Annotated in this window: 11 protein-coding genes; 3 read left to right on the top strand and 8 right to left on the bottom strand. The window is 70.0% G+C overall.

Annotated elements, in window-relative coordinates:
• Nucleotides 1-96 precede the first annotated feature (96 nt).
• Together ACNNMR_RS11035 and ACNNMR_RS11030 are read left to right on the top strand one after the other, a co-directional pair.
• A complete protein-coding gene (locus ACNNMR_RS11035) occupies nucleotides 97-2,151 on the top strand; it encodes a glycoside hydrolase family 32 protein (protein WP_419994381.1) in 2,055 nt (684 codons plus the stop codon).
• 17 nt (nucleotides 2,152-2,168) lie between these two features.
• Entirely contained in the window at nucleotides 2,169-3,125 is a 957-nt protein-coding gene (locus ACNNMR_RS11030) for a carbohydrate kinase family protein (RefSeq protein ID WP_419994380.1), read from the top strand.
• Nucleotides 3,126-3,153: 28 nt separating this feature from the next.
• Here ACNNMR_RS11030 and ACNNMR_RS11025 read toward each other — a convergent pair whose 3' ends face one another.
• From ACNNMR_RS11025 to ACNNMR_RS10995, 7 genes are all read right to left on the bottom strand, one after another.
• Nucleotides 3,154-3,519, bottom strand: coding sequence for a hypothetical protein (locus ACNNMR_RS11025; RefSeq protein ID WP_419994379.1), 366 nt, complete (start codon nucleotides 3,517-3,519; stop codon nucleotides 3,154-3,156).
• 147 nt (nucleotides 3,520-3,666) lie between these two features.
• Nucleotides 3,667-4,128: a helix-turn-helix domain-containing protein gene (locus ACNNMR_RS11020; RefSeq protein ID WP_419994378.1), complete on the bottom strand. Its 462-nt coding sequence runs from the start codon at nucleotides 4,126-4,128 to the stop codon at nucleotides 3,667-3,669.
• A 109-nt stretch (nucleotides 4,129-4,237) separates the two neighbouring features.
• Complete coding sequence (locus ACNNMR_RS11015) at nucleotides 4,238-4,930, bottom strand: hypothetical protein (RefSeq protein WP_419994377.1); 693 nt, start codon at nucleotides 4,928-4,930, stop codon at nucleotides 4,238-4,240.
• Nucleotides 4,931-5,014: 84 nt separating this feature from the next.
• Nucleotides 5,015-5,863, bottom strand: coding sequence for an inositol monophosphatase family protein (locus ACNNMR_RS11010; RefSeq protein WP_419994376.1), 849 nt, complete (start codon nucleotides 5,861-5,863; stop codon nucleotides 5,015-5,017).
• Between the two features lie 31 nt (nucleotides 5,864-5,894).
• Nucleotides 5,895-6,806 (bottom strand): carbohydrate ABC transporter permease, encoded by a 912-nt coding sequence (locus ACNNMR_RS11005; protein ID WP_419994375.1) that lies wholly within the window; start codon nucleotides 6,804-6,806, stop codon nucleotides 5,895-5,897.
• A gap of 1 nt (nucleotide 6,807) precedes the next feature.
• On the bottom strand, nucleotides 6,808-7,740 hold the full coding sequence (locus tag ACNNMR_RS11000; protein ID WP_419994374.1) for a carbohydrate ABC transporter permease: 933 nt from the start codon (nucleotides 7,738-7,740) through the stop codon (nucleotides 6,808-6,810).
• Between the two features lie 27 nt (nucleotides 7,741-7,767).
• Nucleotides 7,768-9,111, bottom strand: a complete 1,344-nt coding sequence (locus ACNNMR_RS10995) for an extracellular solute-binding protein (protein WP_419994373.1) — start codon at nucleotides 9,109-9,111, stop codon at nucleotides 7,768-7,770.
• Between the two features lie 222 nt (nucleotides 9,112-9,333).
• Here ACNNMR_RS10995 and ACNNMR_RS10990 point away from each other — a divergent pair, with 222 nt between their 5' ends.
• Nucleotides 9,334-10,353, top strand: a complete 1,020-nt coding sequence (locus ACNNMR_RS10990; RefSeq protein ID WP_419994372.1) for a LacI family DNA-binding transcriptional regulator — start codon at nucleotides 9,334-9,336, stop codon at nucleotides 10,351-10,353.
• Nucleotides 10,354-10,786: 433 nt separating this feature from the next.
• Here the strand turns inward: ACNNMR_RS10990 and ACNNMR_RS10985 are convergent, their stop codons facing one another.
• Nucleotides 10,787-11,773 (bottom strand): aldo/keto reductase, encoded by a 987-nt coding sequence (locus ACNNMR_RS10985; RefSeq protein WP_419994371.1) that lies wholly within the window; start codon nucleotides 11,771-11,773, stop codon nucleotides 10,787-10,789.
• Nucleotides 11,774-11,881 lie beyond the last annotated feature (108 nt).

Below are 11,881 nucleotides of genomic sequence, written 5' to 3'. Positions count from 1 at the left end.
TCAACGTTGACAGCTGATGGCCAGGATGATGGACTCCGCGGCAGCGCAACGTCAATGCCCCTTGCCGGTAACGGATCCGCAACGGAGGTACACCCCGTGAGCCGCTGGCGAAACCCCGTCCTGATATCCGCGGCGGCGCTGCTCTGCGCCGCCCTGACCGCACCGCAGACCATCGCCGCATCCCCCGACGCCCCTCGAAAGGTCCGCGCCGACGCCCCCACCAACCCCGGCTTCGAGACAGGCGACTTGACCGGCTGGACCGTCGTCTCCGGCGACGCCTTCGCCCCCGGCGCCGTAACCGACCGCGCCGAGGACGACCTGGGCCGCCCCTTCAACGCCCAAGGCACCCACCACCTTTGGGGTTACGCCGCACACGGCGACGACGCCCAGGGCGAGCTCCGCTCGTCGTCCTTCACCGCACCCACGCAGCTCAGCTTCCTGATCGCGGGCGGCTGGGACCCGGAGCGCCTGTACGTGGCGCTGGTCCGCGACTCGGACGGCCGCGAGCTGCTGAAACAGACCGGCCTCGACGACGAGGGCTACGTCCGCATCCTCTGGGACACCCGCAAGTGGCGCGGCCAGGCAGTCCACCTGAAGGTGGTCGACCGCAAGACCGGCGGCTGGGCGCACATCAACCTGGACGACGTCCGTACGAAGGCAGCCGACACCGCCGACAACGGCCTGCACTTCAACGCCCTGGGCCAAGCCCGCCAGCCGGCCCCCGGCACCGGCACGACACCCGACCGCTACGCCGCCGACCCCCTCCGCCCTCAGTTCCACTACACCCCGTACCAGGGCTGGATCAACGATCCCAATGGCGTGGTCCAATGGCGCGGCCGCCACCAGCTCTTCAGCCAGCACTACCCGGACGCCCCCAAGTGGGGCCCGATGCACTGGGCCCACGCGGACAGCGCGGACGCGGTGCGCTGGCGCGAGCGCCCGATCGCCCTTTACCCGCCGAAGGACGCCGCCCCCGGCGACAACTCCGGCATCTTCAGCGGCAGCGCGGTCGACGACAACGGCACCCTCACGGTCGCGTACACCCGCTTCACGGACACCGCCGCACACCCGGGCGCGACCCCGGAGACGGTGGAGATGGCGACGAGCACGGACGGCGTCAACTTCACGCCCGTAGCGCAAAATCCGGTGATCGCGAAGCCACCGGAGGGTTCGGGAGCGGGCTTCCGCGACCCGAAGCTCTTCAAGGACCCGACCGACGGCAAGTGGAAGATGGTCGTCGGCTCGGGGTCGGACGGAAAGGGGAAGGCGCAGCTCTACGCGTCCACCGACCTGCGGAAATGGGACCACGTAGGGGTGCTGGCAGAGGGCGACGGCACCGACGGCGCGATGTGGGAGTGCCCGGACCTCTTCCAGGTCGACGGCAAGTGGGTGCTGCTCTACTCGGTCAATGAGGGCGGCAAGTCGGTGCAGCGGTACGCGGTCGGCTCGTACGACGGAACCCGCTTCACCCCGGAGAAGCGCGGCATCCTGGACGGCGGCGGTGACGTCTACGCCGCGCAGACCTACGCCGACGACACCGGCCGCCGGCTGGCGATCGGCTGGCTGAGCGACTGGAATTCCAAGGAGCCGACGCGGGTGAACGGCTGGGCAGGCGCCCAGTCGGTGACCCGGGAGCTCTTCGTGACGGACGACGGCCGCCTCGGCCAGCGCCCGGTGAAGGAGCTGGCCGGCCTGGCGAACGGCACCCCGGTCACGGCATCGGACAAGGACGTGACGGGGGAGTGGCGGCTGGGCACGGGGCGGACGGCCCGCTTGCAGACCGCCATAGACGTACGCGCCACGACCGCCCCCACAACGACAATCCGCCTCCACACCTCCTCGGCGGAGGCGACCGAGCTGCGCTACGAAAAGTCCACCGGCACCCTCACGCTGGACACGACCCGCGCGGGATACGGCACCCGGGACACGTTCACCACGCACGCGGAGCCGGACGCGGACGGCGTGCTGTCCCTCGACATCCTCATCGACCGCTCGTCGGTGGAGGTCTTCGCGGGGGACGGGGCGGCGCTCACCGCGCGGGTGTATCCGCGCTACCGGGAGTCGGAGGGCGTGGAGTTCGCGGCGGGCGGCGCGGGTTCCGTACGGATCAAGAAGGCGACGCTGACCCCGCTCGGCTCGAGCTGGTCGTAGAAAGGCATGCGCAGGACATGAAAGACCCGATAGCCGTGCTCGGCGAATGCGTCGCCGACGCCTTCGTAACCCCCGGCGACCCGACGGATTCCGCACCCGGGTCCGGGCTCGGCCTGGACGTCCTGCCGGGCGGCGGCCCCGCGAACACCGCGGTGGCCCTCGCCCGGCTGGGCACTCCCGCCCGCTTCCTCGGCCGCCTCTCCGGCGACGTCTTCGGCACCCTCTTCCGCGACCGCCTGACCGCTGCGGGCGTCGATCTGACCTCGTCGGTACGGGCACAAGAGCCCAGCACCCTCGCGATCGCGGCCCTGGACGGCGCGGGCCGCGCGGACTACTCCTTCCACGCCGAGGGCGCGGCGGACTGGCAGTGGACGGCAGCGGAACTGAGGGCGGCGATGGCCGCCCCGCTGTCCTGCCTGCACACCGGCTCGCTGGCCCTGGTCCGGGCCCCGGGCGCGACGCCGCTGGAGAACGCACTGTCCCAGGCCGCCCCCCGGGCAACAATCTCCCTGGACCCGAACGTCCGCCCCCTCCTGGTCGACCCAGCCATCTACCGGGCCCGCCTACCCCGATGGTGCGCACTGACCGACATCCTCCGCCTGTCGGACGACGACTTGGCACACGTACTGCCGGGCGCAGGCCCGGCAGAGGCCGCCGACCGCTTCCACGCCTGGGGCGCTCCCCTGGTGGTGATCACCCTGGGCGCCTCGGGCGCCTTCGCGTCGCTCGCGGGCACCCGCCTGCACGTCCCGGCTCCCACCACGCAGGTAGTGGACACAGTCGGCGCAGGCGACGCCTTCATGGCGGGCTTCCTGCACGTCCTCCACACGACAGACGCCCTAGGTAGCCGCCTCCACACCCTCACCACCCAACAGCTGGAACCAGCCCTCCACTTCGCCGTCAGGGTCGCGGCGGCGGTCTGCGGCGTACGGGGAGCCGACCTACCGGCGGAGTCCCCGCTACATGCCGCGTAGCGCAGCCCGCCCTCCCAGCCCGACTCGCTCACCAGCAGTGGCGTCGTGCCTCCTCGGCGAAGCCGCGCGCGCCGGTGCGCTCCAGGACGGCGAGCAAGCCGCTCACCGTCCGCGGCTCCCGTTTGTATCGGTCCGCCTGGGAGCGCAGTGAGCCGACTACGGCGCCGGGCGCCAGGTCCAGGAGGTCGAGGAGAAAGGTGTCCGGGTGCTGGACGGCGAGGTCGTGGGGCGCGGCGGAGGCGGCGGGAAAATCTCGCAGGTTGAAGGTGACCAGCGCGTCCGCTTGCCCGCGAACCGCGGCCGCCAGCACATGCTTGTCCTTCTGGTCGCAGGTCATCGCGCCGGTCAGCGACCAGGAGACGCTGGACGGGCCGGCCTGCGATGCCGGCGGCAATGAGATTCCGTTCCAGCTCGCGCAGAATGCCGGCCGACCATAACGGGCGGAAGAGCGGCAGTTCAGCGAGGCTGAGCAAGGTGTCGCGGAGTGTGCTCGGGTACAGGACGCAGGTGTCGAGCAGGGCGCGTGGAACTGCCATCGCGGCTACCGGGTCGGCGGGGGCGGGGCGTTGTCCGTGGCGTCGTACATCCCTGCATCCTCGGAGACGCGCACCATCTCATCGAGGGCTACTCGCCGCTCGTGGCGCCGCTGCTCCTGATAGGTCAGGACGTCGCGGAGCAGTATCCGGCGATGCCGTCCCGGCCGGTGGTACGGGAGTTCGCCGCGCTCAAGGAGCTTGACCAGCGTGGGACGGCTGATGCTCAGCAGATCCGCCGCCTCCTGCGTGGTCAGCGCCTGATGATGCGGGGCGACGGTCACAGCCTGCCCCTGCGCCATCGCGGCCACGACGGTGCGCAACACCTCGAAGAGCTCGTGCGGGATCGCCAGCCGCTCCCCGGTCGGGGCCACCAGCTCGGCGTCGCTGACGCGTGTCATGAGTTGCATGAGGTCGTCAAGCGGCTCGTCCGGTGGCAAGACCGTGCGCTCCGCGAGTTTCGCACCCATCGTGGATCTCCTTAGACTGCCTGCCCTCAGCATAACGCAAAACGAAAGAATCGAAACAAGCGCAGTCCAGAGGGGGTAACGTCAGGCGGCACGGCGCTCTCGCGCTCGCTCATGGCTTCAGCACCCGCAGCCACTCGCCGTCGTTCGGGCGGTAGCCGTATGCGGCGTGGAGGGCGTGGATTACTGGGCCGATGTGGTGGGCGCCGTAGACGATGGCGACCTCGAGGGGGTCCATTTCGTGTGCGTCGTAGATGCGGTGCAGGGCGGTGATCAGGCGGGTGTCGCGGTCGTCGAGGATCAGGGGGTCCAGGAGGAGCGGTTCGGTGTGGTACGAGGTGTCGTCGTTCACGTCGTGGCCGGTGAAGTCTTCTATGAGGCGGGTGTGGCCGCGGAGCACCAGCCATAGGTAGATGAGCGGCAGTACGGGGAAGAGGGCCGCGAAGGCCAGGCGCATCCAGCGCGGGCGCGGTGGGCGGTCCGCCGGGAGGTCGTCCAGGTCCGGCCACACCACCTTTGCCTGCTCCGGCAGCCGTAAGTTCTGGTAGACGAAGTCCTCCCTGCGCCATTGCCTGATGCGGCGGTACGCGCGTGTCCACCACCCCGGTGCCCGCTCCTCGCCCCATCCCTCCATGACGACGATGTCGCAGGCCGCGAGCTGCCGGCTCACCTCGTCGTAGAACGCCTGCTCCCCGAGATGCACCATCGGAAAGACCCGGAATGCCAGCGGCACACTGCCCCGCCGCAGCACCCACACCGCCGAACGCACGCCCATCGGCGTGGTCTCGATCAACTGCACGGCCACCACCCCCACCCGCCGCCCACCCCAGCGCCCGGTGGATGGTGGACGCGTGGGGGGCGGGAATGGTTCTCGGGCGGGGGAGGGGTGCTAGCCGCGGATCAGTGACAGCAGCTGCGCGTGGGTCTCCGCGTCCGCGGCGGCGAGCAGTCCACGTCCGCGTCCGCCTCCGTCCTCGCTCTCGCCCTCGTCCTCGTCCCCGCCGAGCGGCTGCCCGTCGATCCCCGTAACCGTGCACCCCGCCGCCCGGCACAGCGCAATGCCCGCCGCGAAGTGCAGGTTCTCCGACAGGTCGCCGCCATCAGTGACGTACGCGGCGCGCCGGCCCGCCGCCACCCACGCGAGTGCCAGCGTCGAGGAGACGACTCGCGGGCGGAAGCGCTCGATGAAGGCGGGGTCGCCCAGCAGGTCGACGGCCCTGAAGCCGGGGGCGCTTGGGAAGGGCGGGTCGAGGTTGACGTCCACCAGGGTGGTGGATGCCGTCGGTGCCAGCGGGGTGTCCGAGCCGTCGGCCACTCGCGACCAGGCCGCCCGTTCGCCGTCCGTAGCGAAGACCTCGCCGCTGAACGGGTCCGCCACCGCGGCCGCCCCGCCCGGTAGCGCCACGTTCACGGCCACCACCATGGTCCCGGCGGCGTAGTTGAGCGTCCCGCACAGCGGATCCACCAGCCACCGCCGCGCGGAGCCACCGGGCCCGGCTCCGGACGATCCCTGCTCCCCGCCCTCCTCACCCAGCACCGAATCCCCGGGCCGCGCCGCCCGCAGCACCTCGAGAATCGCCTTCTCGGCCGCCAGATCGGCCTCCGTGGCGAAGTCCCCGCCCCCCTTGTCGATACGGGAAAGCCGCCGCCCGTACAGCGAGCGGACCACGTCCGCCCCCGCACGCGCGGCGGCTATCGCGACATCGGCATCCGGAGCATCAGCGAGTGAGTTGATCACACCGGCAGCGTACGCAACCAGGACACCGCCCCTACTTCAGCCCCGTACCAGCAATCCCCTCCACAATCCGGCGCTGGAAGAGCGAGAAGACCACCAGCAGCGGGATCGCGCCCAGCACGGCCGAAGCCATGATCTGCGGGATTGGCGCGCCGAAGGAGTCCTGGACGGAGCTGAGGCCGACCGGCAGCGTCATCATCTCCGCGTCGGTCAGCACCAGCAGCGGCCACAGGAAGTTGTTCCAGGTGTGCACGAAGACGAAGATCGTCACCGCCCCGACCGCCGGCCGCGAGACGGGCATCACGATCTGCCAGTACGTGCGCAGCCACCCGGCGCCGTCCGCCCGCGCCGCCTCGATGAGCTCCCGCGGGATGCCGTCGAAGAAGGACTTGAAGACGAACAGCGCGACCACGTGCGGCACCTGCGGCAGGACCACGCCCCAGTACGTGTTGAGCAGCCCCGCCTTCTCCAGCACCAGGAACTGCGGGATCATCAGCACCTGCGTCGGGATCATGATCCCGGCGAGCAGCACCGCCGTCACGCCGCGGCGGTAGCGGAACCGGACCTGGGAGAGCCCGAAGGCGGCCAGCGACGCGAAGATCACCGTGATCACGGTGGTCAGGGTCGTGGTGATGAAGCTGTTCGCGTACCAGTAGGGGATGTTGCCGGAGTCGAGCAGCGAGTCGTACGCGTCGAACGTGGGGTTCGAGGTGAACCATCCGGACGGGTCGGAGAGCACCTCGTCGATCGGGCGTACGGAGATCGCGAGCGAGTAGGCCAGGGGTATCAGCCACAGCAGCGCGAAGGCGACGAGCACGCCGATCGCGACCCGGTTGAACAGCCGCTCGGAGTCCACCTGGCGGCCCGTGGCCGTACCCGCCTTCTTGCCGGTCGCGGGAGCGGTGACGGGGGTGGCGCCGGTGGCGCCGTCCGTAAGCGAGGTCATCTCAACGCTCCTTCTCGGTGCGGCGGACAAGCGCGAACCAGACCAGGGAGACCAGCAGGATCACGATGAAGAGCAGCAGGGAGACCACCGAGGCATAGCCGGTGCGGCCGTCGGTGAAGCCGGTGTCGTAGATGTACTCCAGCGACGGCCGGGTGGAGAGGTCGGGGCCGCCGCCCGTCATCATGTAGATCTGGTCGAAGACCTTCAGCGAGGCGACGATCTGCAACACCACGACCAGCGTGGTGGTCCGCGCCAGCATCGGCACGATGATGTGCCGGATGCGCTGCCACGGCCCGGCCCCGTCGATGCCGGCGGCCTCGTGCACATCCCGGGGGATCTCCTGCAGCGCGGCGGAGTAGAGCACGAAGTTGAAGCCGATGGTCCACCACACGGTGACGCCGGCCAGGGACCACATCGCCCAGCTGGGATCGCCCAGCCAGGACGGCGGGGTCTCCACCCCGAACCACTTCACCACGGTCTGCGCGAAGCCCGTCTGGTCCGCGAGGATGCCCCACAGGAAGATCAGCGAGATGGAGGCGGAGGGGATCACGTACGGCGCGAAGAAGCAGAAGCGGACGAACCAGCGGCCGCGCACGAACCGGTCCGCGAGGATCGCCAGCATCAGCGCAAGCAGCACCAGCGGGACGGTGGTCAGCAGGGTGAACCACAGGGTGTGTCCCAGGGTGCGCCAGAACTCGCTGTCGCTGAGCACATCTCCGTAGTTGGTGAGGCCCACCCACTCGCCCATGCCGCTCTTCAGCAGGCTGCCGTTGAAGAAGCCGGCGATGAAGGTGTAGATCAGGGGCCCGACCAGGAAGAGCAGATAGAAGATCGCGAACGGAGCGATGAGGCCGGGCCCGGCCCAGCGGCTCCTGAGGGCTGCGCGATCGGAGGTGCGGGGGAAGGTGCTGTTCGTCCCCAGAGTGGTCGCCACGGCAAGTGCCTTTCGTCCTAGGGCCGGTCAGATCGGGGACTCGACGGAAGCGAGCTTCTCCAGGGAGCTGCGCATCTGTTCGGCGCTCGCCTTCGGTGACTTCCGGCCGTAGAGCGCGCCCTGCACGGCCTCGCCGACGCGGTTCTGCAGATTGCTGCCCGCGCCGCCGTACCAGGCGACCGGGTCGTAGACCGCGCCGTCGGACGCCTCGACGTAGTGCGACTGCGGCGTGAGCTTCTTGTACGCGGCCGAGCGCTGCGTCGGCAGCCAGGCCGGGACGTGGCCGCCCTCGGCCCAGCTCGCGGAGCTCTGCAGCAGCGAGCCGCAGAACTGCAGGCTGAGGTCGAGCCGTTGGGCGTCGTCGCTCTGCGCCTTCGGCAGCACCAGCGCGTGCGAGTCGGCGAAGCAGGCGTACGGGGCGTCGTCGAAGATCCGCGGGATCGGCTGCATGTCGAACTTCACCTTCGAGTCCTGCACGGAGATGACCTGCCACACGCCGTCGAGAAGGAAGCCCGCGCGGCCCGTGGTGAGCATGGTGATCGCGCCGGCGCCGTCCGCGCCCCTCGGGACCAGCTTCTCCTTGCCCAGCCGCTGGATGTACGCCAGGGCCTCCTCCGCGGCGTCCTGCTGGACCTGCACCTTGGCGCCGTTGTCGGCGACCAGCGGGGTGCCGCCGAGCTGGCGGTAGAAGGAGTAGAAGAAGCGGAACTGCGTGGACGGGTCCTTTGTGGACGCGATGGCGGCGCCGAAGCCCTTCGTCACCTCCTTCATCGCCTTGAGCGCGTCAATGAACTTGTCGGGCCCGTCGAGGTCGGTGAGCTTCCCGCCGTCCATCAGCCCGGCCTTCTTCGCCAGGTCGGTGCGGAAGTAGAGGACGAACGGATGCGTGTCGAGGGGGATGGCCTGCAACTTGCCGCCGTAGTGCGCCTTCTTCCACGGCTTCACGTCGAACCTGTCCGGCGTCATGCCGTGCTTGGCCAGATCCGCCAGGTCCAGCTCACTCAGCAGCCCAGCCTCCGCAAGCACCGGCACCTTCGAAAGATGCGCGATAGCGACCTGCGGCGGCCTGCCGCCGACGCCTGACAGCGACAGCTTCGTGTAGTACGGGTTGCCCCACAGGAAGGTCGTCGCCTTGACGGCATTGCGCGGATGCGCCTTCTTGTACGCGTCCACCAGCGCGACCATGCGGGCGCCGTCGCCGCCGGTGAAGGGGTTCCAGAAGTTCAGCCGCCGGGCCTCCGGCGCGCCGCCGGAGAACCCCTGCGCAATCGTGTTGCCGCAGCCGCTCAGCGCCCCCGCCGAGGCGGCGGCAGCCGCTAGTGCGGCGCCGCCGCGCAGCAGGCTGCGCCGAGGGAGTGCGTGGTCCGTCATGAGTGGATGTCCCTTCCACCGTTACAACGTTGTAATCGACGCGAGCAGGGCAGTTGCTCAAAGAGCTGGTCGACGATTTTGCAACGTTTACCGATGCGGACCCCCGGCGTCAACACCTTGTGCCGGAACATCTTTACGCCGCCCGTATGATCCACCGGACACAGGTGTACGGACCTGGGCGTACGCTGACGGCAACGGGTAAGGGAAGTAGGTGCGGAAGCCTTGGCCGGTGCCCGCCTGAAGGACGTCGCCGAAGCGGCCGGCGTATCGATCAAGACGGTGTCCAATGTCGTACGGGACTCCGCGCGTGTGGCAGAGCCGACGCGGGCGCGGGTGCTGCGCGCGATCGACGAGCTCGGCTATACGCCGAATGCCTCTGCCCGCCATCTGCGTACGGGGCGCAGCGGCATCATCGCGCTTGCGGTGCCTGAGCTGGTCGCTCCGTACTTTGCTGAGCTGGCTACTGCTGTCATCGCTGAGGCGAAGGAGCGGGGCTGTACGGTCCTGATCGAGGACACGGGCGGGGATGCCGAGGAGGAACTCCGCGTCGCCTGCGGGCTGTCGGATCCGCTTATCGATGGGGTGCTGCTGTCGCCGCTGCGGCTTGACCAGTCCCAGCTGGCTGGGCGGGATCATCGGGTGCCGCTGGTGTTGCTTGGTGAGCGGGATTATGAGGTGGCTGCGGACCACGTGCTCATTGACAATGTCGCCGCTGCTCGCGAGGCCACCGCTCACTTGCTGTCGCTCGGCCGGCGCCGGGTTGCCGCGATCGGGCGGGAGGAGGCGCCGCATCCTACGTCGGTGCAGCGTCTCGACGGGTACGTGCAGGCGCTGAGGGAGGCTGGGGTCGCGTACGACGAGCGGCTTGCGCCGCCTGTCGCTACGTATACGCGGGCGGGTGGTGCTGAGGTGATGCGGGCGCTGCTTGACCTGCCGGAGCCGCCGGATGCGGTCTTCTGCTTTACGGATCTGCTCGCGTCGGGGGCGCTGCGGGCTGTGCATGAGCGGGGGCTGGCGATTCCGCGGGATCTGGCGGTCGTCGGCTTCGATGACATCGAGGAGGCGCAGTTCGCGGTGCCGTCGCTGACGACTATCGCGCCCGACAAGCGGCAGCTGGCCCGGCTCGCGGTGGAGGCGTTGCTGGCGCGGATCGAGGGGCGGGTGCCGGGTGGGGCGGAGGCGCCGCACGCGACGATTCGGGCGGAGTACGAGTTGGTGGTGCGGGAGTCCACGCGGGTGTGAGGCATCCTGTGGCTTCGCCACGGAGTCCTCAAGCGCCGGACGGGCTTGGTTGGTGGGTGGGCCGGGCCGAGTTCCACGACACCACCGAAAAAACGTGGTGGTCCACCGCCGTCCGGTGCTGGGTTTTTTCGGCGGCGTCGTTCCACTCGGCCCTCCTCCCGGAGGGAGGGATCCAGCCGGGTAGTGGGCTGGTGGTCCTCCGACACACCCCCATCGAAAAGGGAGCTCGCCTGCCCCGCATGCGCCCCCACCCCCAAGCCGCCGCCCGGCAGCCCACCCCGCCCCGCCGCCCCCGCTCTTCCGCAGCCAGCCAACTCACCGGCACCGAACCCCACCAGGAGACGGCGACGAGACCGTCACCATCCGATGTCAACCCACCCGCCACCAGCCCGAGCCCCAGCCCGCCCCCGCCGGAGGGTGCGAGCCCCCGCGATCACCCCGCCAGCAACTTCCCCACCTGCGCGAACTCCTCCCCCGACAGGGGTCCGTACGCCATCGCCCCCGCGTTCTCCTCCGCCTGCGGGACCGTCCGGAAGCCCGGGATCGGGATCGTGTGCGGGCTCCGCGCCCAGATCCACCCCAAGGCACCCTGGGCCAGCGTGCGGCCGCCCGACGTCAGCACCTCCCGTACGGACTCGATCCGACCGGCCCACTCGGGAGTGACCCGCCCATCCGCATCGAAGTACTTCAGCCACGCCGGCGGCGTGCTGCGGATGTCACCCGTCCCCGCTTGCTGCCCGGCCCGGTATTTTCCGCCGAGCAGGCCCATCGCGAGCGGCGTGCGATTGATGCCGGCGAGGTTCTCGCGGGCGCACAGTGCCAGCATTTCCGGGGCGTCCTCGAGTACGTTCAGCTGGTGCTGTACTGCGGCGCAGTTCGGGCCCTCGGCGAAGAGTGCCGCCCGGGACGGGTCGTCGGTGGACCAGGCGTACGCGCGGATCAGGCCCTCGCGTACGAAGTCCTCGCAGGCCTCGCGCAGGATCGCCGCGGCCTCGGGGTCGGTGTCGCCGGGGTGCAGCTGGTAGAGGTCGATGTGGTCGGTGTCCAGGCGGCGCAGTGATTGCGTCAGGGCCCGGCGGGCGTAGGCGGCGCTGGTGTCGGGGCGGCCGAGCATCACCTGGCGCTCGGCGTCGAAGGTGTTCCCCCACTTGGTGGCGATCACCGCCTCATCGCGGTGGCCCGCGAGCGCCCGGGCGAGGATCTCCTCGCTGTGCCCCGTGCCGTACACATCCGCCGTGTCGAAGAAGGTCACCCCGAGGTCGAGGGCGCGGCGGACGGCGCGTACCGACTCCTCGTCGTCCACCGCCCCCCAGCCGAGTGGCCGCCCCTCCGTGTCCGTCCATTCGCCGCCGATCGCCCAGCAGCCGAAGCCGAGGGCGCTCACCTCAATCCCGCTGCGTCCGATCGTCCTTTTCTCCATGGGGACGAAGGTGCCCCTTGGAGTGCACTACAAGGCAAGCCCCGCGGACAGGACCTTTGCCCCGGCAGGTCGGGACCAATGCAGGGATCCGGGCATTCCACCCACACG

Origin of the sequence: Streptomyces boninensis (genome assembly GCF_048572725.1) — a bacterium.
GTDB lineage: Bacteria > Actinomycetota > Actinomycetes > Streptomycetales > Streptomycetaceae > Streptomyces > Streptomyces boninensis.
Note: the sequence above shows the minus strand (reverse complement) of the source record. Positions and strands in the feature narration are given on the sequence as shown.

What these genes read in the sequence shown, in the direction of transcription:
- ACNNMR_RS10995 (WP_419994373.1), bottom strand. Translation starts at nt 9,111, where the DNA reads ATGACGGACCACGCACTCCCTCGGCGCAGCCTGCTGCGCGGCGGCGCC.
- ACNNMR_RS10985 (WP_419994371.1), bottom strand. Translation starts at nt 11,773, where the DNA reads ATGGAGAAAAGGACGATCGGACGCAGCGGGATTGAGGTGAGCGCCCTC.
- ACNNMR_RS11030 (WP_419994380.1), top strand. Translation starts at nt 2,169, where the DNA reads ATGAAAGACCCGATAGCCGTGCTCGGCGAATGCGTCGCCGACGCCTTC.
- ACNNMR_RS11020 (WP_419994378.1), bottom strand. Translation starts at nt 4,128, where the DNA reads ATGGGTGCGAAACTCGCGGAGCGCACGGTCTTGCCACCGGACGAGCCG.
- ACNNMR_RS11005 (WP_419994375.1), bottom strand. Translation starts at nt 6,806, where the DNA reads ATGACCTCGCTTACGGACGGCGCCACCGGCGCCACCCCCGTCACCGCT.